The following is a 25,932-nucleotide window of genomic DNA, read 5'->3' as shown; positions in this document are numbered from 1 at the left end:
TCGGAGCGGGTTACGGGGCAGTTAGACCCTGAACGGTCCGAGGCCCGGCGGGCAGGAGGCCCGAACGGCTCGAAGGAGGTGACGGCCCCATGTCGAGGGCGAGGGTGGCGCGGCGGATCGCGACGGGTGCGGCGTACGGCGGCGGGGGCATCGGGCTCCTCGGGGTCGCGGCGGTGGGGCTCCTCCTCGCCGAGGCGCAGCTCGCGAAGCGGACGGTGGGGGGCGGGGCGGCCCCGCTGCCCCCGGCGGCGGACGGCCTGTACGGCCGGGCCTTCGGCGGGGAGGAACCGTTGCGGCTCGCCCTTCTGGGTGATTCCACGGCGGCGGGTCAGGGGGTGCGCCGCACCGGCCAGACGCCGGGCGCGCTGCTCGCCTCGGGGCTCGCGGCGGTGGCGGAGCGGCCGGTGGTGCTGCGGAACGTGGCCCTGCCGGGAGCGCGCTCGGACGACCTGGAGCGGCAGGTGTCGCTGCTGCTCTCGCAGCCCCTGGGGCCGCCGGACGTGTGCGTGATCATGATCGGGGCGAACGACGTGACGCACCGGATGCCGCCGACCGAGTCGGTGCGGTACCTGGCGGAGGCGGTGCGGAGGCTGCGGACGGCGGGCGCGGAGGTGGTCGTCGGGACCTGCCCGGACCTGGGCACGATCGAGCCGGTCTACCAGCCGCTGCGCTGGCTGGCCCGGCGGGCGTCGCGGCAGCTCGCGGCGGCGCAGACGATCGTGGTGGTGGAGCAGGGCGGGCGGACGGTGTCGCTCGGCGACCTCCTGGGGCCGGAGTTCGAGGCGAACCCGCGCGAGATGTTCGCGGTGGACAGCTTCCACCCCTCGGCCGAGGGGTACGCGACGGCTGCGATGGCCGTCCTGCCCACGGTCTGCGCGGTGCTCGGCATGTGGCCGGAGGCCGACCTGCTGGAGCCCGCGCGGCGGGAGAACGTGCTGCCGGTGGCGAAGGCGGCGGCCGAGGCGGCGAAGGAGGCCGGTACCGAGGTCACGGCCGCGCGGGCGCCCTGGGCCCTGCTCAAGCACCGGCGCAGGCGGCGGCTGCCGCTCGCGACGGGAGAGACGGAAGAAGCGGGAGAAGCGGGAGGGGCCGCGGGGGCCACAGAGGCGGCCGAATCCGTGGAGGCCGCGGGGGCCGCGGAGTCCGCGGAGACGGGAGAGAGGAGGGAAGCCGGAAAGCCGGGGGCGGCCGGAAAACCGGGGAAGGCCGGAAGGCCGGGAGGGGCCGGGAAGGCCACGGGGGACGCGCAGACGTCCGTGGACGCCTCCCCCTCGCCCGACACCCCCACCAACTGAGCGGCCGCTTAGAAAAGAGGCCCGCATCACACGCCCGTGCCGGTGACCCCGTGCGGTACGTACGGGTAACTTCCCTTTGAGTCCGCCCACTCCGCACCCCATGGAGCCGTGATGCCCGAAGCCGTGATCGTCTCGACCGCCCGTTCCCCCATCGGCCGGGCCTTCAAGGGCTCCCTGAAGGACCTGCGGCCGGACGACCTCACCGCGACCATCGTCCGGGCGGCCCTGGCGAAGGTGCCCGAGCTGGACCCGCGCGACATCGACGACCTGATGCTGGGCTGCGGTCTGCCCGGCGGCGAGCAGGGCAACAACCTGGGCCGGATCGTGGCCGTGCAGATGGGCATGGACCACCTGCCGGGCTGCACGATCACCCGGTACTGCTCCTCCTCGCTCCAGACCTCCCGGATGGCGCTGCACGCGATCAAGGCGGGCGAGGGCGACGTCTTCGTCTCGGCCGGCGTCGAGATGGTGTCCCGCTTCGTGAAGGGCAACTCGGACTCCCTGCCCGACACGCACAACCCGTTCTTCGCCGAGGCCGAGGCCCGCACCGCCGAGGTCGCCGCCTCCGAGGGCTCGACCTGGCACGACCCGCGCGAGGACGGCCTGGTCCCGGACGCCTACATCGCGATGGGCCAGACCGCCGAGAACCTGGCCCGCCTCAAGGGCATCGGCCGCCGGGAGATGGACGAGTTCGGCGTACGGTCGCAGAACCTCGCCGAGCAGGCCATCAAGAACGGCTTCTGGGAGCGCGAGATCACTCCGGTGACGCTGCCGGACGGCACGGTCGTCTCGGCGGACGACGGCCCGCGCGCGGGCGTCACCCTGGAGGGCGTGCAGGGCCTCAAGCCGGTCTTCCGCCCCGACGGCCTGGTCACGGCCGGCAACTGCTGCCCGCTCAACGACGGCGCCGCCGCCCTGGTGATCATGTCCGACACCAAGGCCCGCGAGCTGGGTCTGACCCCGCTGGCCCGGATCGTCTCCACCGGCGTCTCCGGCCTCTCCCCCGAGATCATGGGCCTCGGCCCGGTCGAGGCGTCGAAGCAGGCCCTGAGGCGCGCCGGTCTCACCATCGGCGACATCGACCTGGCCGAGATCAACGAGGCGTTCGCCGCCCAGGTGATCCCGTCCTACCAGGAGCTGGGCCTGGACCTGGACAAGGTGAACGTCAACGGCGGCGCGATCGCCGTCGGCCACCCCTTCGGCATGACCGGCGCCCGGATCACCGGCACGCTGATCAACAGCCTCCAGTTCCACGACAAGCAGTTCGGCCTGGAGACCATGTGCGTCGGCGGCGGCCAGGGCATGGCGATGGTGATCGAGCGGCTGAGCTGAGCCGGAGCGGAGGGTGGGGGTCGTCCGAGGAACGAGGACGGCACCCGCCCGCAGCGGTGGCGAAGCTCAGCGCGACCACGGGAACGAGCGGCTGAGCCGAGCCGAGTCCTCCCGCCGGGCCCTCCGCCCGCGTCCCGGTCGTGACCGAATCTCCCCCAGGATGTGACCTACATCCCGGGGGAGTTCGTTTTCCCAGGTCAGGGCGGTTTCGGGACCAAAAGCCAGGCAGAAATACCTGTCCAATTCGTGACGTAATGCACTGACAGCGTGTGCCACCCCGCGACAAGCTGAGGTAGGAAGTCGGGGGATCGACTCGGAAACGGGAGTACGTCAGTGAGCGCCATGCCTCTTGCCCTGCTGCTGACCACGGCCGCCGCCACGGCCGTGGGCGCTGCCGCCCTGCACGCCGTCCACGGTCTCCGCAAGCAGATCACCTCCCTGCGGAGCGAGCTGGCGGCCGGGCGCGGCGCCACGGTGCCCGCGGCACGGGCCACGCCCGCCGCCGAGATACGGGCCGCGGTCACCGAGGCCCTGGCCGAGGAGCGCGAGCGCGAGCTGGCCGAGGCGCGGGCCTTCTGGGCCGCGCAGGAGGCCCGGGACGCGGCCGACGCCCCGTCCCTGCTCGGCGGCCCGGTCGAGGACGGCGCCTTCTACGTGCCGCGCCAGACCGACTTCGTGGGCCTGGAGGCGATGGCCCTGGAGGCCATGGAGGCGGAGGCGGAGGCGCTCGACGGCGTGCCGGACCCGCTGGAGGAGTTCCCGGAGGACTCTCCGGAGCTGGCCGCGGCCCGTCGCCGGCACCCCTCGCACCCGGACTTCGTACCGGTGCAGACCCCGGTCGTCACCGATCACGAGCGGACGGTGTCCCGCCTGGAGGAGCTGGCCGACACCCGCACGGCGCTGACCGACGTCCGTCCGGGCCCCCTCGGCACCCTGGACGTGTACGTCTTCGCGGACGGCACCACGCTCTGCATGACCCCGGGGCACCGGGAGACGGCGGAGCGCCTGGCCGAGGCCCTGCGCGCGGGCCGCACCCCCGTCCTGCTGGGCGGTTCGGGCGTGTCCGGCGCCTTCGCCCTGACCTTCTCGTACGGCGACATGGACGAGGAGAACGTCTACATCCTCGCGGACCGCGTGATCGCCTCGCTGTAGCCACCCGGGCCACCGGAACTCCCCGGTACCCGGGGAGCCGCCGGAGCCGCGGAGCGGGCGGCTCAGAGCCCCGAGCGCCCGGCCGCCTCCCGTACGAGCCCCACGGCCTCGTCCAGTTCCCCCTCGCGGGAGCCGGCCGGGGCCGTTCGCAGTGCTTCGGCCAGGTCGTTGCCGGCCACCACCAGTTGGTCGGCCACCGCGAAGACCCCGGCGTCCGGCATGGTCCTCGGCTCCCGGCCCGGGTCCTCGGCGCGCTGCGCGCGCACCGCGAGCTCCCGGGCGAGGGCCAGTCCCTCGGCCGCCGCGCCCCGCTGGAGGCGGCTGTGCGGGGCGGCCCGCAGCCGGTCGGCGAACCGCGCCACGGCGGTGGTCAGATCACTCGTATCACGCACCCCGCGACCCTACGCGCCGCGCCGGGGCCCCCGCCAACGGACGCCGGGAACGCGGAAGGGCCCGCCCGGCACGAAGCCGGACGGGCCCTCGCCCCGAAGACGCCGGGGACGCCGAAGGCGGGGAGCGTCAGTCGTCACCCTGGAGGATCGACAGCAGACGCAGCATCTCCAGGTAGATCCACACCAGCGTCATGGTGAGGCCGAAGGCGGCCAGCCACGCCTCCTCGCGCGGCGCGCCGTAGGTCACGCCGTCCTCGACCTGCTTGAAGTCGAGGGCGAGGAAGCAGGCGCCCAGGATGATGCCGATGACGCCGAAGAGGATGCCGAGGCCGCCGCTGCGGAAGCCGAGGCCGTCGCCGCCGCCGAAGACGGAGAACAGCAGGTTGACGACCATGAGGAGCATGAAGCCCATCGCGGCGGCCATCACGAAGCCGTAGAAGCGCCGGTTGACGCGGATCCAGCCCATCTTGTAGGCCACGAGCACGCCGGCGAAGACCGCCATGGTGCCCAGGACCGCCTGGGTGACGACGCCGTCGGCGATGTACGTCGAGACGGCGGCCGAGATCACGCCGAGGAAGACGCCCTCGAAGGCGGCGTAGCTCAGGATGAGCGCGGGTGACGGCTTGCGCTTGAAGGACTGCACGAGCGACAGCACGAGGGCGACCAGGGCGGCGCCGATGGCGATGCCGTAGGACTTGGTCAGGTTGGCCGGGTCGACCGGAAGCAGCAGCCAGGACAGGACGGCGGTGACCACGACCGTGCCGAGCGTCATGGCCGTGCGGCTCACGACGTCGTCGATCGTCATCACGTTGCCGCGGGCCTGCTGCGGGGCGCCGAGCTGCGTGTCCTGCGGGGCGTACGGGTTGGTCGCGTACGGGTTCGCCGCGCCCCCGGCGTACGGGTTGCCGGTGGCGTACGGGTCGGTTCCGACGGCGGGGCCCCCGGCCTGCGGCTGCTGCGCGTTGAAGCCCGCGTAGCCGTTGTCGCGGCTGAACCCCCGTCGCGAGAAGACCGGGTTGCTGCTCCTCATCTCACTCCTCCATGGCAGACCGCACGGCGCGGCCATGCGTCAAGGGTAATGCGTAGGCAAAAGAAACTCTCTAGTGCTCGGGGAGGATCTTTTTCCCGCGAGACGGGGGTCCCCTACCCCTGGAACGTCTCGTTCCACCCGGAGCTTCCCACTCCGCGCGGAGGAGTCGGCGGGGAGCGCCCGCCGGGACGGCGCGGCCGGGGCCCGCCCCCCGGCCTCCCGGCTCCCGGGCGGGCCGGAGAGGCCCCGCCGGGCCGGAGGAGCCCCGCCGGGCCGCAGGCGTCCGCCTGGACACGGTGGTGCCCGGAACCGGACTCGAACCGGTACGGCCCGAAGGCCAGCGAGGTTTAAGCTCGCCGTGTCTGCGTTCCACCATCCGGGCGTCGCGAAGCTCCGCGTTGGCACAGGAGCCTATCGGGACACTTCCCTCGTTCAGTGGAAGAGTCAGACCGATGTTGTCTTATTTTATTGACGCCTGAGGGTGCGTCAGTGCAGGTGGGGGCGTTCTTCCCGAACCGTGACGAGCGCCGCGGGCGCAAAGCCGCACCTCACGGAATGACGAAAAGTCGTCGCCTTTCTGTCACCTCCGCGCGGAGGCGGGCCTCAGGGACGCCGGTCATACCTCAGGAGGAGGTTCCCGGCCCCCGGTCCGACTCCAGGCTGCCCCGGGAACGGGCACGTGGGCGGACGTACGGAGGCGGAACGCCCGACACGATGAGGGAGTTCCCGCAGCACCCCCGCGACGACAGGAGTCCTCCTCGTGACCACCACCCCCACCGTGCCCCGCGCCACCGCGGTGGCGGCCCGCGCCACGGACCTCTCGAAGGTCTACGGACAGGGCGAGACCCAGGTGGTCGCGCTGGACCACGTCACCGTGGACTTCCGGCAGGGCGAGTTCACCGCGATCATGGGCCCCTCCGGTTCCGGCAAGTCGACGCTCATGCACTGCGTCGCCGGACTCGACTCCTTCTCCTCCGGCTCGGTGCGGATCGGTGACACGGAGCTGTCCGCCCTGAAGGACAAGCACCTCACCCAGCTGCGCCGGGACAAGATCGGCTTCATCTTCCAGGCGTTCAACCTCCTGCCCACCCTGACGGCCATGGAGAACATCACGCTCCCCATGGACATCGCGGGCCGCAAGGCCGACAAGCAGTGGGTCCAGCAGGTCATCGACATGCTCGGCCTCTCCGGCCGCCTCGGCCACCGCCCGACCGAGCTCTCCGGCGGCCAGCAGCAGCGCGTGGCCGTGGCCCGCGCCCTCGCCTCCCGTCCCGAGATCATCTTCGGGGACGAGCCGACCGGAAACCTCGACTCCCGCTCGGGCGCCGAGGTCCTCGGCTTCCTGCGCAACTCGGTGCGGGAGCTGGGACAGACCGTGGTCATGGTCACCCACGACCCGGTGGCCGCCTCCTACGCGGACCGCGTGATCTTCCTCGCGGACGGCCGGATCGTGGACGAGATGCTCAGCCCCACGGCGGACGGCGTGCTCGACCGCATGAAGGCGTTCGACGCCAAGGGCCGCACGAGCTGACGCGGGGGCGCCGGAACCGGACCCGAACCGGTACGGCCCGCCCCGCCCGCTCCGCCCCGACCCCCGTCCGTCCCACCCTTCGTTCAGGACACACCCATGTTCCGTACCGCCCTGCGCAACGTGCTCGCGCACAAGGCGAGACTGCTGATGACCGTGCTCGCCGTGATGCTCGGCGTGGCCTTCGTCTCCGGCACCCTCGTCTTCACCGACACCCTCTCCCAGGCGTTCCGCAACCAGTCGGCCAAGAGCTACGACGACGTCGCCGTGGCCGTCACGATGTACGGGGACCCCGAAGACCCCCGGAAGACCCCCGGCCTCTCCCAGCGCGACGTCGACGCGGTCGCCGGGCTCGGCGGGGTCGTCTCCGTCGCCGCCCGCGTCGACGGCTTCGCCGGCGTGCCCGACAAGGACGGGAAGCTGATCGGCGTCGGCTGGTCCAACAAGGGCACCAACTTCGCCCCCGGCAAGGACGGCAAGGACCGCGCGTACGACTTCACCACGGGCACCGGGCCGGTCGAGGCGGGTCAGGTCGCGCTCGACAGGGACACCGCCGACAAGGGCGGCTACAAGGTCGGCGACACCGTCCGCGTCGCCACCAACGGCCCCGTGAAGGAGTACGTCCTCTCCGGCGTCTTCACCACCGAGGACGGCGCCGTCAACGCGGGCGGCAGCCTGGTCCTGTTCGACACCGCCGTCGCCCAGAAGCTCTACCTGAAGCCCGGCTTCTACCGCGACATGACCGTCACCGCCGCCCCCGGCACCGACGACGGCAAGCTGCTCGCCGAGGTCCGCGAGGTCCTCCCGAAGACGGCCACCACGCAGACCGGCAAGGCGCTCGCCGACAAGCAGGCCAAGGAGATCGAGGACGGTCTCGGCGCGCTCAACCAGGTCCTCCTGGGCTTCGCGGGCATCGCGCTCTTCGTCGGGGTCTTCCTGATCTCCAACACCTTCACCATGCTGGTCGCCCAGCGCACCAGGGAACTGGCCCTGATGCGGGCGATCGGCGCCTCCCGGAAGCAGATCACCCGCTCCGTCCTCGCCGAGGCCGGCCTGGTCGGCCTGGTCGCCTCGGTCGTCGGCTACGTCCTCGGCATCGGTCTCGCCGTCGGGCTCCGCTCGGCCATGGCCTCCTTCGAGATGAAGGTCCCGGACGGCGAACTGGTCCTCACCGCCACCCCGGCCCTCAGCGCCTTCGGCGTCGGCGTCCTCATCACGATGCTCGCCGCCTGGCTGCCCGGCCGCCGCGCCTCGAAGATCCCGCCGGTCGCGGCCATGAGCAGCGTCCACGCCGCCGCCGGCACCAAGTCGCTCGTCGTGCGGAACTCCCTCGGCGCGGCGATCACCGCCCTCGGCGCGACGCTCATCGTGTTCGGCGCGAACCAGGGCGGCGACGACGGCCGCATGCTCATCGCGGGCGGCGCGTTCCTCACCCTCATCGGCGTCATCGTGCTGATCCCGTTCCTGTCCCGGCCGGTGATCGCCGTGATCCGCCCGGTCTTCGTGAAGCTCTTCGCGGTCTCCGGCAAGCTCGCGGGCCTGAACGCGGTCCGCAACCCGCGCCGCACCGGCGCCACCGCCTCCGCGCTCGCCATCGGCCTGACCCTCGTCACCGGCCTCTCCGTGCTCGGCGCCACCGTCGGCGCGGCCCTCGACAAGATGACCACGGACGACCTCAAGGCCGACTACCTGGTCGTCATGGCCGGCGGCGACCCCCTGAGCGAGGAGGCGCTGACCGCCCTGGAGAAGGCTCCCGGCGCCCTCGCGGTCTCCCCGCAGGAGGCGGGCGCCTTCGAGCTGAAGGGCGAGTACGTCCCGGTCTCCGGCGTCACCCCGGACGCGATCGGGAAGGTCCTCAGGCTGGACGTCGTGAAGGGGTCGCTGTCCTCCCTCGGCGGCGACACGATCGCCGTCGAGGAGGAGACCGCCGCGAAGCGGCACCTGAAGGTCGGCGACACCGTTCCGGTCGACTTCCTCGACAAGCGCAAGGGCCGGCTGACCGTCGGCGCGATCTACGAGGAGAACCAGTTCCTCTCGCCGGTCCTGGCCGACCACGCGCTGCTCGCCGCGCACGACGAGGAGGCGCGGATCCGCGAGATCTTCGTCTCCGCCTCCGGCGGCGCGAGCGCCGCCAACGAGCGGGCCCTGGCGAAGGCCATGGGCGACAACCCGGCGATCACGGTGATGGACCACAAGGACGTCCGCGACGCCTTCGGCGGCCCGATCAACATGATGCTGAACATCATGTACGGCCTGCTCGGCATGGCCCTGGTGATCGCCGTCCTCGGCGTCGTCAACACCCTCGCGATGTCCGTCTTCGAGCGCAGGCAGGAGATCGGCATGCTGCGGGCGATCGGTCTCGACCGGCGCCGGGTGAAGCGGATGGTCCGTCTGGAGGCCGTGGTCATCTCGGTCTTCGGCGCGGTCGTCGGCATCGGGCTCGGCTCGTTCCTCGGCTGGGCCATCGGCGAGACGTTCAGGAACAGCCTGCCGGGCTACGCGCTGGTCCTGCCCTGGGACCGGATCGGGATCTTCCTGGCCCTGGCCGCCCTGGTCGGCGTCCTCGCCTCCCTGTGGCCGGCCCGCAGCGCGGCCCGGCTGAACGTGCTCGCCGCCATCAAGGCCGAGTAGCGGCACCCGTACGGAAAGGAGGGCCGTCCCCCGCGCGGGGGGCGGCCCTCCGCCGTACGCGCGTCAGTCCGCGCCCTCGGTCCAGACCCGCGTCCGCAGGCCCAGTCCGCTCGTCCCCGACTCCGGCGTCCTGACGGCGAGTACCTGGTTCACGCCGATCCGGTTGCGTTCGAAGGAGACGGCGGAGGCCGCCATGTAGAGCCGCCAGATCCGGGCCCGGCCCGGTGAGACGAGCCGGACGGCCCGGTCCCACTCCCGTTCCAGGTTGGCCACCCAGTGGCGCAGGGTCAGCACGTAGTGCTCGCGCAGGGCCTCGACGTCCCGGACCTCGAAACCGGCGTCCTCCAGGGTCGTCAGGGTGCGGCCCACGGGGGCGAGTTCGCCGTCGGGGAAGACGTACGCGTCGATGAAGGGATCGATCTCGTAGGCGTCCTCGTCGGGTTCGGGGCGCCGGGAGATCTGGTGGTTGAGGAGCCGTCCGCCGGGCTTGAGGAGCCCGTACAGGACGTCGGCGTACTCCCGGTACTTCACGGCGCCGACGTGCTCGGCCATCCCGATCGAGGAGATCGCGTCGTACGGGCCGTCGGCGACGTCCCGGTAGTCCTGGACGCGGATCTCGATCCGGTCCGTCAGGCCCTCCTCGGCGATCCGCTTGCGGGCGTGGGCGGCCTGTTCGCGGGAGAGGGTGATGCCGACGACCCGGGCGCCGTACGCGCGGGCGGCGTGCAGGGCCATGGAGCCCCAGCCGCAGCCGACGTCGAGGAGCCGGTCGCCCTCCTTCAGGTTCAGCTTGCGGGCGACGAGGTCGAGCTTGTCGCTCTGGGCCTCCTCCAGGGAGCCGGCGGAACCCCCGGCGGGCCAGTAGGCGCACGAGTAGACCATCGAGGGGCCGAGGACCAGCGCGTAGAAGTCGTTGCCCACGTCGTAGTGGTGGCTGATCGCCCGCCGGTCGCGGCGCCTGGTGTGCCGGCCGCCCCGGCGGCGGCGGATCTCCTCGGCCGGCGGCTTCGGCGGCGGCAGGGGTCCGGCGAGCCGCAGCAGCGAGGCGGCGGCGGCCCGCAGCCGGGCGTCGCGGGCGGCGGCGAGCAGGCCCCCGCCCGTGTCCCCGCGCTCCCAGAGCAGACCGGAGAGGCGGTCCAGGGCCTCGTACAGGTCCCCCTCGATGTCGATCTCCCCGGCCACCCAGGCGCGGACCAGGCCCAGTTCGCCGGGCTTCCAGATCATCCTGCGCAGGGCGCGGCGGTCGCGGACGACCAGGACGGGGGCGTCCGGGGGACCGGCCTCGCTGCCGTCCCAGGTCCGCAACCGGACCGGGAGCGGTCCTCCCAGCAGCTCCTCGGCGAGAGCCGTCAGCCTCGGCGCGGCGTCGGCCATGGTGCGCACCTCCGTGATCTCGTGCCCCGGAAACGTTCGTCAGACGTGTTCGTCACCAAGGGAACACCGTCCGTGCGCGTTCTCACTCCCGCCGCAGCGCAACAAGTCGGCAAAACACGCGAAGGGCCGCCCGCACCACGGATGGCGGACGGCCCTTTCGGGTCACTGCGGTACTGCCCGGCGCTGCCGCCGTACCGCTCTGTGCTGCTTTGTACTGCCCTGTACTGCCGTGTACCGCTCAGCCCTGTCGGAGCGTCAGGACGCCTTGGCCTTCTCCTGCACCGGGGCGGCCGGCGCCGGGGCGGGCTTGGCCGCCTCGTAGAACTCCTCGCGCGGCGACTCGATGGCGCCGAGGGAGACGACCTCGCGCTTGAGGAACATCGCGAGGGTCCAGTCGGCGAAGACGCGGATCTTGCGGTTCCAGGTCGGCATCGCCATGCCGTGGTAGCCGCGGTGCATGTACCAGGCGAGGCGACCCTTGAGCTTGATCTTCATCTTGCCCATGACGATCATGGCGACGCCCTTGTGCAGACCGAGTCCGGCCACGGCGCCCTTGTTGGCGTGGCTGTACTCCTTCTGCGGGAAGCCGCGCATGCCGGCCACCACGTTGTCGCCGAGGACCTTGGCCTGGCGCAGCGCGTGCTGGGCGTTCGGCGGGCACCAGGCGTTCGGGTTGCCCGCGCGGCGGCCCACCATGTCGGGGACCTGGGCGTTGTCGCCCGCGGCCCACGCGTAGTCGAGGCCGTTGATCTGGAGCTTCTCGTTGCAGTCCACGTGGCCGCGGGGGCCGAGCGGCAGACCGAAGCGGGAGAGCGCCGGGTTCGGCTTCACGCCGGCGGTCCACACGATGGTGTTGGAGTCGACCTCCAGACCGTTCTTCAGCACCACGTGGCCGTCGACGCAGGAGTCCATGGAGGTCTCCAGGTAGATCTCGACGCCCCGGCCCTCCAGGTGCTCCTTGCCGTACTGGCCGAGCTTGGGGCCCACCTCGGGGAGGATCTTGTCGGCCGCGTCGACCAGGATGAAGCGCATGTCCTCGCGGGACACGTTCTGGTAGTACTTCGCGGCGTCGCGAGCCAGGTCCTCGACCTCGCCGATGGTCTCCGCGCCGGCGAAGCCGCCGCCCACGAAGACGAAGGTCAGCGCCCGGCGGCGGACCTCCTCGTCGGTGGTCGAGTCGGCCTTGTCGAGCTGCTCGAGGACGTGGTTGCGCAGGCCGATGGCCTCCTCGATGCCCTTCATGCCGATGCCCTGCTCGGCGAGGCCGGGGATCGGGAAGGTGCGGGAGACCGCGCCCATCGCGATGACCAGGTAGTCGAACGGCAGGTCGTACGCCTCGCCGACGAGCGGCGCGATCGTGGCGACCTTGCGGTCCTGGTCGATGGTGGTGACCCGACCGGTGAGCACCTCGGCCTTGGGAAGGACGCGTCGCAGCGGGACGACGACGTGCCTCGGCGAGATGCTGCCGGCGGCGGCTTCGGGCAGGAAGGGCTGGTAGGTCATGTACGACCGCGGGTCGACGACCGTGACGGTCGCCTCCGCGTAGCGCATCTTCTTGAGGATGCGCCGAGCTGCGTACAGGCCTACGTACCCGCCGCCTACTACGAGGATCCTGGGACGCTCCGTGGTGCTCATGAGACCGAGTATCCACCCCGTTCGGGGGGTGATCTCGTGCGCCCCTTCACAAGGTCTGCGGGCACCTCTGCTACACTCCGCCGCCCACGTGATCCACGTCATGGTCCCGCAAAGGAACCGAGGTGCGGTGGCGAACGTTGTTCACCCCTCGTGAACTGGACAGGAGAGCCTCCGTCAACGCTGAACCGGAGGCCCGGTTCACGCGATGGAAACATCGGGCCGATCGGCCTCCGCGCCTGCGAAAGGGCCCTGGGGCGCCCCTCGGAGGGCCCGAAGGCCCTCCTCGGGCACCCTCAGGGCCCTTTTCCTTGTGAAGAACTTCACGAACTTTCCCGGCGGAACGCCGTCAGGAGGCTCGATAGCGCCCCTCTATGCCGCGGATAGCGCGATCCCATCGAGGATGTCGTGCTCGCTGACGACCACTTCGGCGGCTCCGACGCGCTCCACGACCTCCCGCAGGACGAGCGCCCCGGCGATGATCACGTCGATCCGCCCGGGGTGGATCACGGGCAGCGCGGCCCGTTCGGCGTGGGTGGAGGCGAGGAGCCGGTCGGCGACCTCGGCGACCTGCGCGGCGGAGATCCGGGAGTGGTGGACCTGCTCGGAGTCGTACTCCGGGAGTCCGAGGGCGAGGGCGGCGACGGTGGTCACCGAGCCCGCGAGCCCGACGAGGGTGCCGGCGGTGCCGATCGGCACGGTCTCGGCGGCCAGGTCGAGCGCGGCCCGCACGTCGGCGCGGATCGCCTCGGCCTCCTCGGCGGTCGGCGGGTCGTGGCGGACGTGCCGCTCGGTGAGCCGAACGCAGCCGATGTCGACCGAGCGGGCGGCCTCGACCCGGCTGCTGCCGGTGACGAACTCGGTGGAGCCGCCGCCGATGTCCACGACGAGGTACTTCTCCGTGCCGGGCAGGTCGGCGGTGGCGCCGGTGAAGGACAGCCCGGCCTCCTGGTCGCCGGTGACGACCTCGGGCTCGACGCCCAGGATCTCCACGACGCCGTTCACGAAGTCGTCGCGGTTCTCGGCGTCGCGGGAGGCGGAGGTGGCGACGAAGCGGACCTTCTCGGCGCCCAGCTCCCGGATGACCTCCGCGTACTCGCGGCAGGCGGCGAAGGTCCGCTCCAGGGCCTCGGGGGCGAGCCGGCCGGTCCGGTCGACGCCCTGGCCGAGCCGGACGATCCTCATCCGCCGGTCCAGCTCGGTCAGCCCGCCCGTCTCCGGGTCGACGTCGGCGACGAGGAGGCGGATGGAGTTCGTGCCGCAGTCGATTCCGGCGACCCTGGTCACTTCTCCTCCTCGTCGTCGGCCGGCTCGAGGGCGACGTGGCCGTTCCCGTCGCCCCCGACCGTCCGGCCGTCCTCCTCCGGCGCCGCGCACGGGGTGACGCAGGGGCCCTTGGCCCACCACTCCGGCAGCATGGCGATCGCCTCGTCGCCGAACGGGTTCACGCCGGGACCGGCCACCAGCGCGTGGCCGACGAGGACGTGCAGGCACTTGACGCGGTCCGGCATGCCGCCGGCGCTCGGGAAGCCCTCCAGGACCTCGATGGCGTCGCGGCGGGCGAGGTAGTCCTCGTGCGCGGCCCGGTAGGCGGCGGCCAGCTCCGGGTCGGTGGCGAGCCGGGCCTGCATCTCCTTCATGACCCCGTTGGCCTCCAGGGTGCCGATGGCCGAGGCCGCCCGGGGGCAGGTCAGGTAGTACGTGGTGGGGAACGGCGTGCCGTCGGGGAGCCGGGGCGCGGTCTCGACGACGTCCGGCTGCCCGCAGGGGCAGCGGTGCGCGATGGCGCGCAGGCCGCGGGGCGGCCGGCCGAGCTGGAGCTCGAAGGCGGCGATGTCCGCCCCGGTGGGCTCGGTGCGTTCGGTCTGCGGAGGGGGCGTTTCCATGTCTGCCTTGGTCGTCGGGTCGTACGGGTGGGTCAGCGGCGGTCGGCGTCGTCCACGCCGGCCCAGAGGTTGTCGTACCAGGGGCGGTCCGCCGCTCCCCGGTCGGCGCGGGGCCGCTGCTCCGCGCCGGGGTCGTCCACGGTGAAGCCGGTCTCGCCGGGAAGCACGTAGTGGAGGTGTTCGCGGGCGAGGCGGCGGACGTAGGCCGGGTCCTGCAGGCGGGCCTTCTCGTCCCTCAGGTCCTGGACCCGCCGGGCGGCCTCGGCGGCCCGGCGCTCCTGCTCGGCGATCTCGCCCTGCTGGGAGACGTAGCTGCGCATCGGGTAGGCGAGCGCCACGACCAGGGAGCAGACGACGAGGGCGAGGAAGGCCGCGCGGCCGGTGAGCCGGGAGCGGCGGGCCTGACGGCGGGTCTGGGAGCGGTAGACACGGGCGGCGGTCTGCTCGCCGAGCAGTCTGATCCGGGTCGCGGTCGAGAACCGGTCCCGGTCCTTCACGGCCATGTCGTGTCGCCTCCCCTGTTCACGCGGACGTCCCCGCACACGGTACGGGACCGAGTACGGGGACGTACGGAAGCCGCCCTGCGGAAGGGCCCCGGGCCCTCCGCGGGGACGTCAGCCCTTGCTCTGCCGATCAGTTCGCGGTGCGGAACCGCGGGAACGCGCTGCGGCCGGCGTAGACCGCGGCGTCGTCCAGGATCTCCTCGATGCGCAGGAGCTGGTTGTACTTGGCGACGCGCTCGGAGCGGGCCGGGGCGCCGGTCTTGATCTGGCCGCAGTTGGTGGCGACGGCCAGGTCCGCGATGGTGACGTCCTCGGTCTCGCCGGAGCGGTGGGACATCATGCACTTGAAGCCGCTGCGCTGGGCCAGCTCGACGGCGTCCAGGGTCTCGGTCAGCGAACCGATCTGGTTGACCTTGACGAGCAGGGCGTTGGCGCTGCCCTCCTCGATGCCGCGGGCCAGGCGCTCCGGGTTGGTGACGAACAGGTCGTCGCCGACGAGCTGCACCTTGGTGCCGAGCTTGTCGGTGATGGCCTTCCAGCCCTCCCAGTCGTCCTCGAACAGCGGGTCCTCGATGGAGACCAGCGGGTACGCGGAGACCAGCTCCTCGTAGTACTCGGTCATCTCGGCGGCCGAGCGGGACTTGCCCTCGAACTCGTACGCGCCGTCCTTGTAGAACTCGGAGGCGGCGCAGTCGAGGGCGAGCGCGATGTCCTTGCCCGGGGCGTAACCGGCTTCCTTGATCGCCTCGAGGATGAGGTCGAGGGCGGCGCGGTTGGACTCCAGGTTCGGGGCGAAGCCGCCCTCGTCGCCGAGGCCGGTGGAGAGGCCCTTGCGCTTCAGGACGGCCTTGAGGGTGTGGTAGACCTCGGTGCCCCAGCGCAGGGCCTCGGAGAAGGACTCCGCGCCGATCGGGGCGATCATGAACTCCTGGATGTCCACGTTGGAGTCGGCGTGCGACCCGCCGTTCAGGATGTTCATCATCGGAACGGGCAGCAGGTGCGCGTTCGGGCCGCCCAGGTAGCGGAAGAGCGGGAGGTCGCTGGCCTCGGAGGCGGCGTGCGCGACGGCGAGGGAGACGCCGAGGATGGCGTTGGCGCCGAGCGAGGACTTGTCCGGGGTGGCGTCCAGGTCGAACATGGCCTGGTCGATCAGGCGCTGCTCGGTGGCGTCGTAGCCGACCAGCTCAGGGCCGATCTGCTCGATGACGGCGAGGACGGCCTTCTCGACGCCCTTGCCCTGGTAGCGGCCGGGGTCGCCGTCGCGGAGCTCCAGGGCCTCGAACGCACCGGTGGAGGCGCCGGACGGGACGGCAGCACGGCCGGTGCTGCCGTCGTCGAGGCCGACCTCGACCTCGACCGTGGGGTTGCCTCGGGAGTCCAGGATTTCCCGGGCTACGACGACGTCGATGGACGGCACGAGCATCTCCTTCTGGGATGTGACGCTGGATGTGACGCAAGGTCGGTGCGGGGTCGCTCGGCCTTGCGGCAAGAGCCTAACCGTCCCGGGGGCTCCGGTCGGCCGGGCGCCCGCACCCTGGGACGAAAAAGGACCCAAGGGCACGCGCATGGGGGCGAATCACCCCGTATCTACTGGATGGTAACCGTCATGGGGCCCGTACTCCCGTACGAGCGGACCCGGCCCGGGAAAAGGGGGAACCCCGGTCCGGCGCGCACGGGGGAGGGCGCGCCGGACCGGGGTGGTCACCGCGGGAGGGCCGTCGGGGCCGCGTGAGCCGCCGGACTCACGCGACCCGCCGGACTCACTTCAGGTGGAGCTGCTGGCCCGGGTAGATCAGGTCGGCGTTCTCGACGACGTCGTCGTTCAGCTCGAAGAGCCGGGCCCAGCCGCCCTCGACGCCCTGCGCCTCGGCGATCTTGCTGAGGGTGTCGCCGGTGACGACCTTGTACTCGCCGTCGCCCTTCTTGACCGTCTCGCCGGTCGGGGTGGTGACGGTCTTCCGGGCGGACTGCGGAGCGGCGTGGCGCTTCTCGGCCTTCTTCGGGGCCTGGCGCTGCTCGCTGCGGGTGGTCGGCTGCTCGGCCGAGCGCTTCTGCGTCCGCTGCTTCTTCGCGGGCTTCTCCTGCTCCGTCGCGCTCTCGGCGGAGCCGCCGTACGAGGCGCCCGAGAGGCCGACGCCGCAGTGCGGCCAGGCGCCCTTGCCCTGGCCCGCGAGGACCTTCTCGGCGACGGCGATCTGCTGGGACTTCGACGCCTGGTCGGCGCGCGGGGCGTAGGCGGTGCCCCCGTACGCGGCCCAGGTGGAGGACGTGAACTGGAGGCCGCCGTAGAAGCCGTTGCCGGTGTTGATGGACCAGTTGCCACCGGACTCGCACTGGGCGACGCGGTCCCACTCGGAGGCCGTGGCGGCCGAGGCGGCGCCCGCGGTCATCAGCGGGGCGGCGACGGCGACACCGGTGACGCCGACGAGCGCGGCGACCTGGGTGGCCCTGGAGGGACGGCGGTGTTTGCCCTTGGCGGAAAACAGCATGGAGTTTCTCCTCACCGACGCCTGCGAGGTGAGCTGTCGGGTTCGGGCCAATGAGTTGCCCGGCCGCGTGTCCTAGCACGCGGCTTCACCCCAAGCCGATCGTCGGCCGTCTGTCTCAACGGCCGGGGCCGGCGCTTACCTTGGGTCCCCCGCTCCTGCCTTCGGCGCTTGCGCGACGACTGTTCCCCACGACCGACGGCAGGATTCGGCGTTTCGGTCGAAGGGGCCCGCGGTGGCGAGCGATGACGACCGTACGCACAGACCCCCCCGAAGTTCAAAGAGGCTCATATGACTAATTTCGCCTCTCCTTGCACTCCAGTGGGGCCCGTTTGCGCAGGTGGGAGGTGACGGAAGCAGAGCTTCCGGGCACGACACGCCAGTTGGGACAAAGAGACCCATGTCTCACTCGCATGGATCCGGACAGAAGCTCCCGAACTACCCCGCCGCCGGGTTCGGAGCCGGCGTCAGTTCGAGGTTCTGACCAGGCAGGATGAGGTCCGGATCGGTCCCCACGGTCCGCTTGTTGGCGTCGTAGAGGGCCGTCCACCCCCCGGGGAGTTCGTTCGCCCGCGCGATGTCCGACAGGCTGTCACCCGGACGCACGACGTATTCACCCGAAGAGCCCTGACCGTCCGTTACGCCCGAATTCTCCACCCCGTCGGTCACCGGAGTACCCGCAGGGTTTTCGGCGAGCTTGTCCTCGCCCGAGGCATGTCTGCCGGATTCGACGGAAGTGCCCGACTTGATGCTTTCCTGCAGGTCCGCCCCGCCCCGGTGCTTGCCGGTGCCGGGCATGACCGTCACCTCGCCGCCCTCCGGCGTAACGGGCGTAACGGGCGTAACGGATGTGTCGGGCACGGCCGGAGTGACCGGCGCGGTCGGGGCTGTCGTTCCGGTCGGCGCGCCCGGCGTGCTGGGAGGCACCGGAGCGACCGGGGTGGCCGGCGCGGTCGGGGAGGCGGGCGTCACCGGCGTCGCGGGCGTGACGGTGACGGCCGGGGGCGCGGGCCTCTCGGCCGCTTCGGGCGCCACGGTCTCCGGGGTCGCGGTGGGGGCACCCGATCCGCCCGCGTTCCAGCCCGACTCGGGGACGGGCTTCACGGGGGACCCGGGAACGGTGACCGGGCCCGGGTCCACCCCGGTGGCCTTCCCGTCGTTCGCCAGGCCCGCGATCGGCGCGCAGGTGGCCCACTCGACACCGCCCTTGGCGAGGGCCTTCTCGGCCACCGCGATCTGCTGGGCCCGGCTGGCGAGGTCGGGGCTGGGCGCGTACACCAGGCCGCCGTGGCGCTCCCAGCTCTCCTGGGTGAACTGGAGTCCGCCGTACATCCCGTTGCCGGTGTTGGCGCTCCACTGCCCCCCGGACTCGCACTCGGCTACCCGGTCCCAGGTGGCGGCGTCGGCGGCGGAGGCGGAACCGGTGGCGAGCAGCGGCAGCGCCATGGCCGATCCGGTCACCCCGGCGGCGACGACGAGGGCGGGGGCCTGACGGGGGCGACGGTGTCGTCCGTTCCCGGAACGCATAGAAGCGCCTTTCGCGTGACGGCTGAGACTGCCGCGAAACGTAGCCGCATTCGAACGTCCGTCACAAGTCGATGGCTCCCCGATCACGTGAAGATCACATTTCTGACACGCCGTCAGCCGGAAGGACCGGTACGGAGGGGGAGAACTCCACCGGAAGCGTGCGCAAACCACGCATGATGAGCCCCCCGCGCCACCGCAGTCCGGCCGGATCGACGGCGAGCGCCAGGTCCGGCAGACGGGTCAGCAGGGTCGCCAGGGCCGTCTGCCCTTCGAGGCGGGCGAGCGGCGCGCCCAGGCAGTAGTGGATGCCGTGGCCGTACCCGAGGTGCTGGTTGTCGCGCCGGGCGAGGTCGAGCGTGTCGGGCCCGTCGAACCGCTCCGGGTCCCGGTCGGCGGCGGCGAGCACCACGAGCACCGGGTCCCCCGCCGGGATCTCCCGCCCGCCGATGGTCAGCGCCCGCGTCGCGTACCGCCAGGTCGCCATCTCCACGGGCCCGTCGTACCGCAGCAGCTCCTCGATCCCGGTCTCCAGGAGGCCGGTCTCCCCGGCGGCGAGGGACGCCTGCAGCCGTTCCCGCTGCCCGGGGTGGCGCAGCAGCGCGTAGAGCCCGTTCCCGATCAGGTTCACGGTGGTCTCGAAGCCCGCGAAGAGAAGGATGAAGGCCATGGCGGCGACCTCGTTCTCGGTGAGGTGCTCGCCGTGGTCGGAGGCGCGGATGAGCCCCGAGATCAGGTCGTCCCCCTCTTCCCGCCCCAGGCCCTCGCGCTTGCGGTGGATCAGCTCCGCGAGATAGCCGCGCATCTTCTTCACCGACCGGGCGACCCCGCCGCGCGGGCCTCCGCCGTGCCGGATCATCATCCCGGCCCAGTCACGGAAGTCGTCCTGGTCCTCGCGGGGCACGCCGAGCAGGTCGCAGATGGCGTAGATGGGGAGCGGGAAGGCGAACTCGTGGATGAGGTCCGCGCTCCCCTTCTCCACGAAGCCGTCGATGAGCCGGTCGGTCAGCTCCTGGACGCGCGGGGCGAACGCGGCGACCCGGCGCGGGGTGAACGCCTTCGACACCAGCCGCCGCAGCCGGGTGTGGTCCGGCGGGTCGATGTTGAGCAGATGGGTCATCAGCTCGGCCTTGCGCTCGCCCGGGATGCCCGTCTTGCCCCGGGCGTGCGGGGACTCGTCGTGGTGCGCGGGGTTCTTGGAGAGCCGCTGGTCCGCGAGGGCCTGCCGGGCGTCCGCGTACCGCGTCACGAGCCATGCCTCGACCCCGCTCGGCAGCGTCGTCCGGTGCACGGGCGCGTGCTCCCGCAGCCAGGCGTAGGCCGGGTACGGATCGGTGGCGAACTCCCAGGTGAAGAGCTCGGGGGTCTCCCCGGAGCCGGGGGCCGGGGCCGGGGCGGTGCTGTCACTCACCCCCCGACCGTACAGCGCCCCCTCGCGCGCCCCTCCCTCCCCTGCGGGCCCCCAGCGGGAGGCCCCTGCGGGAGGGGCCGTCGCTCACTCCGCGCGCCGCCCCTGCGCCACCCACTGGACGAGCAGGGCCACGCTCAGGACCGCGCCCAGCGCCGCGACCATGAGGGGCCACCCCGGGGAGTCGTCGTTCGTCGCACCCCACGCGAGGAGCAGCAGGAACAGCACGGTCCCGCCCGCCCCCGCCGCCAGGTCCCCCCGGGACGCCTTCCGGGAGACCTCCGGAGAGGTCCTGTTCTCGTCGCCCTCGTTCACGCCTTCTCCTCCAGTCCCTCCGCGGCGCGGATCGCGTCGCGGTACGTGCGGGCGGCGGCCCGCAGCGCCGCCTCCGGGTCCACGCCGGCCGCCTCGGCGCGGGCGGCGAGGGCGAGCAGGTCGTACCCGAAGCCCTCGTCCGCCGGGAGCGGCACGCCGAGTCCGGCCGCCCGCGCCCGGCCCGCCAGCTTCGCGGCGAGCGCGAGGCCGGGCTGTCCGAGGGGCACGCCGTCGGTGACGGACTCCCGCCGCTTCTCGATCGCCTTGGTCCGCTGCCAGTGCGCGTGGACCTCTTCGGGGGTCTCGGCGGTCGCGTCCCCGAAGACGTGCGGATGACGGTGGACCAGCTTCTCGACCAGCGTTCCGGCCACGTCGTCCACGGAGAACGGCTCCTCCGGGTCCTCCTCGGCGATCCGCGCGTGGAAGACGACCTGGAGCAGGACGTCCCCCAGCTCCTCGCGCAGCGCGGTCCGGTCGCCGTCCTCGATCGCCTCCACGAGTTCGTACGCCTCCTCGACGGCGTACGGGACGAGCCCCTCGTGGGTCTGGGCGGAGGTCCAGGGGCAGACCCGCCGGATGCGGTCCATGATCTGCACGAGGTCCAGGAGGCGGGCGCCGGGCAGGTCGTACGAGCCGGGCAGCAGCTCCAGGTCGGGCATGACGGCCCGGCCGGAGCCGGCGAGCCGGGCGAGGCCGTCGGTGAGGTCCCGGTCGCCCTCGCCGGAGGGCAGGACCAGGACCGTACGGCCCCCGGCGCACGCCTCGACCAGCTCCCCGGCGGTGGGGCGGGCGTGCTCGACGGTGATCCCGGCCTCGCGCAGGTACGGCAGCTGGGGGTGGCGCTCGTCGGGGCAGAGCACCCGGTCCGCACCGTGCAGCGCCTGCCAGGCGGGCCAGGACAGCAGTCCGGGCGCGACGCGGTGGCTGGCGGTGAGCAGGACGATGCGGCCGGGGCTCTCGGAAGTCACCCCCCGAACCTACCCGGACTCAGGCACCGGCCTCGACGGCGGCCGGGTCCTCGGTGGTCCGGCGCAGCCAGGGCGCGGTGGTGGAGGTGAGCCGGACCTCGGCGTCGTTCCAGGCGCCGAAGCGCGGGTTCACGTCGATGGCGAGGTCCGCGGAGGCGGCGGAGAAGACCTGCGTGAGCTTCTTCTGGCCCTCGGGGCCGTCGTCCACGCCCAGCTTCTCGGCGATCTTGTTCATGAGGACGTTGCGGCGGACGACGCCGTCGATCTGGCCGGGGGCCACGCCCTGCTCCTGGAGGAGGACGCCGGCGAGCCGGTCCTCGCCGCCGCTCTGGCGGACGAAGGCCGTCCGGGTCCGCTGGAGTTCGGCGCGGGTGGCGGTGACGCCGTTGTCCCGGGCGACCTTCTCGACGATCCGGTCGAAGATCATGACGTTGAGCTTGCGGCGGCCGAGGTCGCCGTCGCTCCCGACCAGCCGGTCGGCCTGCGGGGACGCCTCCTGCGCGGCCCGCACGTCCTTCACCTGTGCCTGGAGGCTGGAGACGTCGATGCGTTCGCCGCCGACGACGGCCGCCGCCCCCGGATGGGCGTCACTTCCGCAGGCGGTGAGCAGCGGGGCCGCGGCGAGGAGCGCGGCGGAGACGGTGAGCGCGGTGCGGCGGTGCAAAGGAGCCTCCCGGGCGGTCGTGCGTCGGTGGAACGACCCTGCGGTGATCGATGGTAGGGAGTCACCCGGGCCGGAGCCACTACTTCGGGGCGACTGCTTCCCACAACGGCTCGTCCGCCGCCCGGGTACCGGCCCGTCCCGCGTTTTCCCCGCCCGCGGTCCGTCCCCGGTCCTCGTGCGTCTCCTTCAGGAGGTAATGGGGCCGCCGCTTCACCTCGTAGTAGATGCGGCCGACGTACTCGCCGATGAGGCCGATCATCATCATCTGGACGCCGGCGAGGGCGGTGATGGCGACGAGGAGGGTGACGTAGCCGGGGGCGTCGACGCCGTTGACCAGGGCGGACCCGACGATCCAGGCCGCGTAGCCGAGGGCGACGAGGAGAAGGAGGAGGCCGAGGTGGACGGCGGCGCGCAGCGGCTTGTTGTTGAAGGAGAGCAGGCCGTCGAGGCCGTAGTTGAGGAGCTGGCCGAAGGACCACTTGGAGCGGCCCTCCTCACGGACGGCGTTCTCGTAGGAGAACGTCGTGGTGGGGAAGCCGACCCAGGAGAAGAGGCCCTTGGAGAAGCGGTTGTACTCGCCGAGGTCGAGGACCGCGTCGACGGCCCGGCGGGACAGGAGACGGAAGTCCCCGACGCCGTCGACCAGTTCGACGTCCACGAGCCGGTTGATCGCCCAGTAGTAGAGGCGGGCGGTGAGGGTGCGGGTGACGCGGTCGCCCTCGCGGGTGCGGCGGGCGACGACCTGGTCGTACCCCTCGGCGTGCAGCGCGACCATGCGGTGCACCAGCTCCGGCGGGTGCTGGAGGTCGGCGTCCATGATCACGACGGCGTCGCCGGACGCGTGCCGGAGCCCGGCGAGCATGCCGGCCTCCTTGCCGAAGTTGCGGCTGAAGGAGAGGTAGCGGACCCGGCCCGGGTCGCGCTCCGCGAGCTCCCGGAGGATCAGCAGGGTCTTGTCCCGGCTCCCGTCGTCCACGTAGACGATCTCGAACTCGCCGTCGAAGCGTTCGAGCTCGGCGGTGACGTGGTCGTGGAAACGGGCGAGAACGTCTTCCTCGTTGAAGCACGGGACGACTATCGAGAGCAGCACGCGGTCATGATAGCGGGGCCCGACCCCCCGATCTGACGCGCGCATGACCCCTCGGCAGCCATCGCGTGAACTGTCCCTCGGGACCGGTTCCCGGCCTGGGAAACGCTGACATATTCGACCCGTCATGCCGAACTCCAAGGGCCCGCGCCCGCTCGCCGCCGCACTCCCCGCGCCGCTCGCCGCCGCGCTTCCCGCGCTGTTCGCCGCCGCGCTCTCCGTCGTCGCCGTCTGCGGCGGGGACGCCGTCGCCCGGGTCTTCCCCTTCGGGCCGGACCGCCGGTCCGTCAACGACCTCGCCAACCAGTTCGTGCCGTTCCACGCGCACCTGTGGGACCTGCTCCGGGGCCGGGCGGACGGCGGTCTCCTCTTCGACTGGCGGGCGGGCTGGGGCACGGCCTTCCTGCCCGACTACGGCACCTACCTGTCGAGCCCCTTCGCCCCGCTGGTGGCGCTCTTCCCGCGCGGGGACATCGAGTACGCGGTGTACGCGATCACCGTCCTGAAGACGGCGGTCGCGGCGGCGGCCATGACGCACCTGCTGCGCCGGCTGGGGCCGGGCGCGTGGTGGTGGGCGGCGGTCCTGGGCGCCTCGTACGCGCTGTGCGGCTGGTCGGTCGTGGAGGCCACCTACAACCCGATGTGGCTGGACGGCCTGATCGCCCTCCCCCTGCTCTGCCTGGTGGGCGAGTGGGTGCGGGAGGGCCGCCGGCCGCTCCTGGGGCCCCTGGTGGTGGCGGTCTGCTGGGTGGCGAACTTCTACACCGCGTACATGGCGACCCTGGGCGCCCTCCTCGTCCTCCTGGTCCGGCTGGCGGTGACGGACTCCTTCCGGGCGCGGACGCTGCTGCGGGCGGCGGTGACGGCGGTGACCGGGGTGGGCCTCGCGGCCCCCGTCCTGGTCCCGGTCCTCCTCGGTTCGCGGCACGCCCACCCGGGCCTGGTCCGGGAGTTCGCCCCGGCGGCCGGCACGGACGTCCTGGCCCGGCTGCTCCCGCTGACCTACAGCTTCTCCACCCCGGCGGCCTACGTCTGCACGGCGGTGACGCTGCTCGCGGGGGCGCTGCTCTTCCGCCGCGACGTGCCGGGCCGGGAGCGGTGGCTGTGGCCGGGGCTGTGCGCGGCGGTGGCGGCGTCGATGCAGTGGGGGCCGACACATCTGCTCTGGCACGCCTTCGCGACGCCGAACGGCAGCCCGTACCGGCAGACGTTCGTCCTCTCCGGCGTGCTGGTCCTGACGGCGTGGACGTGCCTGACCGGAGGCGGGGCGGGGACGGTTCCGGACGGGGAATGGGCCCCGGCGGTCCCGGACGGAGGCCGGCCGGGGGCGGGCTCCGGCGGGGAGCGGCCGGGAGCGGAGAGCGACGGAGGCCGGACGGGGGCGGGACCCCTCCCCGGCGGTCCGGGCCGCCGGGCGGTCGCGGGCGGCGCGGCGGTCGTCCTCGTCCTCGCGCTCGCCGCGCTGCCGAGCCCGCTCCTCACCCCCTGGTCGCTCCCGCTCGCGGGCGCGGGCCTCGCGGCCGTCGCGGGCGCGCTGCTCCTCCCCCGCCGGGGCCGGTACGGACTGCTCGCCGCGCTCCTGGTGACGGGGACGCTGGTCGGCCAGTCGGCGGCGACGACGGCGTACGCGGACCGGGAACGGCTCGGACGGCTCGACGACTACCCGGCGCTGGGCGCGGCGGCGGAGCGGCGGGCGGCGGCCCTGGCGGCGGCGGACGGCTGGCCCGCGTACCGCACGGACTCCGGACTCCCCCGGATCGCGGGCAACGACCCGCTGCTCCTGGGCGGCCAGGGCGCCGCGTACTACAGCAGCCACACCCCGGCGGTCCTCACCTCCACCCTGGACGCGCTGGGCGGCGGCTGGACCTCGCGGGGCCGGAACCTGATGGGCCTGGACAACCCGGTGACGGACGCGCTGTCCGGGGTGGGCGCGCGGTGGCGGAACGGCGCGGTGGTCCGCACGGACGTCCGTCTCCCCCTGGTGACGGTACGGCCGCCGGGGCCGCCCCCGGTCTACGGCCCGTCGCCCTTCCGCAACCAGGAACTCCTGCTCGGCTCCCGGGTCTACGGGACCCCGCGCGCGGGCGCGTGCCCGGTCGGCACGGAGGTCTTCCTCTGGGCTCCGGACGCCACGGGCCGGGCCCGCCTGGGCGACCGCGAGGTCCGGCTCCGGGGCGGCCGGCCGAAGCGGCAGGAGGCGATGGTGTCCCTCGGGTTCCAGCGGGTCCCCGGCCTGCGGCCGTCCCTCCCGGGCCCCGGCGAGCTCGGCTGCCTGGACCACGGCCGCCTGCGCGCGGCGGTGACGGCCCTCCGCGCCCGGGCGGCGACCTCGGTGGAGGTCACCCCGTCGGGGATACGGGCGGTCCTCCCGCCGGGCGGGGGCACGGCGGTCGTGGCGGTCCCCCGCACGGCGGGCTGGCACTGCGAGGGCGCCGGACCGGTCTCGTACGGCGGCTTCCTGGCCGTTCCCCTCGGGGACGGCCGCACGGAGATCTCCTGCGCGTTCCGGCCCCCGGGCCTGCGGGCGGGCCTGGCGGCGGGCGCGGCGGCGGCGCTGCTGCTGGCGGCGACGGCGGTGACCGCGCGGAGGCGGGCCCGGGCCCCGTCGCCGCCCGGCGCCTAGGTGTATTGCCCTGTGAGGCCGGGGACACGGCTGGCGGGTGGTTTGCCTGCGAGTGCGGTGTGTCCGCGCGGAAGGAGCCCGACGGCGCCGACGTTGTCGGTC

General features: G+C 72.8%; 20 protein-coding genes, 1 tRNA gene, 1 pseudogene and 1 riboswitch. Of the genes and pseudogenes, 6 read left to right on the top strand and 16 right to left on the bottom strand.

Annotated features, from left to right (window positions below; all coding sequences use genetic code 11):
• Positions 1-89: 89 nt before the first annotated feature.
• The 3 genes and pseudogenes from ACFYZY_RS12795 to ACFYZY_RS12785 form a co-directional block, all read left to right on the top strand.
• Positions 90-1,073, top strand: a pseudogene (locus ACFYZY_RS12795) (SGNH/GDSL hydrolase family protein); the annotation flags it as partial.
• A gap of 333 nt (positions 1,074-1,406) precedes the next feature.
• A complete protein-coding gene (locus ACFYZY_RS12790; RefSeq protein WP_388692776.1) occupies positions 1,407-2,627 on the top strand; it encodes an acetyl-CoA C-acetyltransferase in 1,221 nt (406 codons plus the stop codon).
• Positions 2,628-2,960: 333 nt separating this feature from the next.
• Positions 2,961-3,779, top strand: a complete 819-nt coding sequence (locus ACFYZY_RS12785) for a hypothetical protein (protein WP_388692774.1) — start codon at positions 2,961-2,963, stop codon at positions 3,777-3,779.
• A gap of 62 nt (positions 3,780-3,841) precedes the next feature.
• Here ACFYZY_RS12785 and ACFYZY_RS12780 read toward each other — a convergent pair whose 3' ends face one another.
• From ACFYZY_RS12780 to ACFYZY_RS12770, 3 genes are all read right to left on the bottom strand, one after another.
• Positions 3,842-4,171, bottom strand: a complete 330-nt coding sequence (locus ACFYZY_RS12780) for a hypothetical protein (protein WP_388692773.1) — start codon at positions 4,169-4,171, stop codon at positions 3,842-3,844.
• A 127-nt stretch (positions 4,172-4,298) separates the two neighbouring features.
• The gene (locus tag ACFYZY_RS12775) at positions 4,299-5,201 is read right to left on the bottom strand and encodes a Bax inhibitor-1/YccA family protein (RefSeq protein WP_388692771.1); all 903 of its coding nucleotides are present in this window, start codon (positions 5,199-5,201) and stop codon (positions 4,299-4,301) included.
• Between the two features lie 297 nt (positions 5,202-5,498).
• Positions 5,499-5,583: transfer RNA gene (locus tag ACFYZY_RS12770), tRNA-Leu, on the bottom strand.
• 378 nt (positions 5,584-5,961) lie between these two features.
• On the opposite strand from ACFYZY_RS12770, the gene ACFYZY_RS12765 reads away from it, so the two are divergent.
• Together ACFYZY_RS12765 and ACFYZY_RS12760 are read left to right on the top strand one after the other, a co-directional pair.
• Positions 5,962-6,732 carry an ABC transporter ATP-binding protein gene (locus ACFYZY_RS12765; RefSeq protein ID WP_388692769.1) on the top strand — a complete coding sequence of 257 codons (771 nt, stop codon included), beginning with the start codon at positions 5,962-5,964 and terminating at the stop codon, positions 6,730-6,732.
• A gap of 96 nt (positions 6,733-6,828) precedes the next feature.
• Entirely contained in the window at positions 6,829-9,360 is a 2,532-nt protein-coding gene (locus ACFYZY_RS12760; RefSeq protein ID WP_388692768.1) for an ABC transporter permease, read from the top strand.
• A gap of 63 nt (positions 9,361-9,423) precedes the next feature.
• Here ACFYZY_RS12760 and ACFYZY_RS12755 read toward each other — a convergent pair whose 3' ends face one another.
• The 13 genes from ACFYZY_RS12755 to ACFYZY_RS12695 all read right to left on the bottom strand — a co-directional run bounded on the left by ACFYZY_RS12755 (position 9,424) and on the right by ACFYZY_RS12695 (position 23,210).
• Positions 9,424-10,734 carry a class I SAM-dependent methyltransferase gene (locus ACFYZY_RS12755; RefSeq protein WP_388692766.1) on the bottom strand — a complete coding sequence of 437 codons (1,311 nt, stop codon included), beginning with the start codon at positions 10,732-10,734 and terminating at the stop codon, positions 9,424-9,426.
• A 255-nt stretch (positions 10,735-10,989) separates the two neighbouring features.
• The gene (locus ACFYZY_RS12750) at positions 10,990-12,369 is read right to left on the bottom strand and encodes an NAD(P)/FAD-dependent oxidoreductase (RefSeq protein WP_388692764.1); all 1,380 of its coding nucleotides are present in this window, start codon (positions 12,367-12,369) and stop codon (positions 10,990-10,992) included.
• 369 nt (positions 12,370-12,738) lie between these two features.
• Entirely contained in the window at positions 12,739-13,653 is a 915-nt protein-coding gene (locus ACFYZY_RS12745) for an exopolyphosphatase (RefSeq protein ID WP_388692762.1), read from the bottom strand.
• On the bottom strand, positions 13,650-14,252 hold the full coding sequence (locus tag ACFYZY_RS12740) for a DUF501 domain-containing protein (protein ID WP_388692760.1): 603 nt from the start codon (positions 14,250-14,252) through the stop codon (positions 13,650-13,652). Before ACFYZY_RS12740 ends, ACFYZY_RS12745 begins: the two co-directional genes overlap by 4 nt.
• A gap of 32 nt (positions 14,253-14,284) precedes the next feature.
• Complete coding sequence (locus ACFYZY_RS12735) at positions 14,285-14,755, bottom strand: septum formation initiator family protein (RefSeq protein ID WP_388692758.1); 471 nt, start codon at positions 14,753-14,755, stop codon at positions 14,285-14,287.
• 130 nt (positions 14,756-14,885) lie between these two features.
• Positions 14,886-16,178, bottom strand: coding sequence for a phosphopyruvate hydratase (gene eno / locus ACFYZY_RS12730; RefSeq protein WP_388692756.1), 1,293 nt, complete (start codon positions 16,176-16,178; stop codon positions 14,886-14,888).
• 337 nt (positions 16,179-16,515) lie between these two features.
• Positions 16,516-17,244, bottom strand: coding sequence for a transglycosylase family protein (locus ACFYZY_RS12725; RefSeq protein ID WP_388692754.1), 729 nt, complete (start codon positions 17,242-17,244; stop codon positions 16,516-16,518).
• Positions 17,245-17,247: 3 nt separating this feature from the next.
• Positions 17,248-17,421, bottom strand: a riboswitch (cyclic di-AMP (ydaO/yuaA leader).
• Positions 17,422-17,679: 258 nt separating this feature from the next.
• A complete protein-coding gene (locus ACFYZY_RS12720; RefSeq protein ID WP_388692752.1) occupies positions 17,680-18,768 on the bottom strand; it encodes a transglycosylase family protein in 1,089 nt (362 codons plus the stop codon).
• Between the two features lie 94 nt (positions 18,769-18,862).
• Positions 18,863-20,176, bottom strand: a complete 1,314-nt coding sequence (locus tag ACFYZY_RS12715; RefSeq protein ID WP_388692750.1) for a cytochrome P450 — start codon at positions 20,174-20,176, stop codon at positions 18,863-18,865.
• Positions 20,177-20,260: 84 nt separating this feature from the next.
• Positions 20,261-20,488 (bottom strand): hypothetical protein, encoded by a 228-nt coding sequence (locus tag ACFYZY_RS12710; RefSeq protein ID WP_388692749.1) that lies wholly within the window; start codon positions 20,486-20,488, stop codon positions 20,261-20,263.
• A complete protein-coding gene (locus ACFYZY_RS12705; protein WP_388692748.1) occupies positions 20,485-21,456 on the bottom strand; it encodes a nucleoside triphosphate pyrophosphohydrolase in 972 nt (323 codons plus the stop codon). The genes ACFYZY_RS12710 and ACFYZY_RS12705 overlap by 4 nt, the downstream gene beginning before the upstream one ends.
• A 19-nt stretch (positions 21,457-21,475) precedes the next feature.
• Positions 21,476-22,120 (bottom strand): SurA N-terminal domain-containing protein, encoded by a 645-nt coding sequence (locus ACFYZY_RS12700; RefSeq protein ID WP_388692746.1) that lies wholly within the window; start codon positions 22,118-22,120, stop codon positions 21,476-21,478.
• 79 nt (positions 22,121-22,199) lie between these two features.
• Complete coding sequence (locus ACFYZY_RS12695; protein ID WP_388692744.1) at positions 22,200-23,210, bottom strand: glycosyltransferase family 2 protein; 1,011 nt, start codon at positions 23,208-23,210, stop codon at positions 22,200-22,202.
• Positions 23,211-23,334: 124 nt separating this feature from the next.
• Here ACFYZY_RS12695 and ACFYZY_RS12690 point away from each other — a divergent pair, with 124 nt between their 5' ends.
• Complete coding sequence (locus ACFYZY_RS12690) at positions 23,335-25,830, top strand: YfhO family protein (RefSeq protein ID WP_388692742.1); 2,496 nt, start codon at positions 23,335-23,337, stop codon at positions 25,828-25,830.
• Positions 25,831-25,932 lie beyond the last annotated feature (102 nt).

It is taken from the genome of Streptomyces sp. NPDC001744, assembly GCF_042892575.1.
GTDB lineage: Bacteria > Actinomycetota > Actinomycetes > Streptomycetales > Streptomycetaceae > Streptomyces.
The sequence above is the reverse complement of the archived record's forward strand: the minus strand, read 5'-3'. Positions and strand labels throughout refer to the sequence as shown.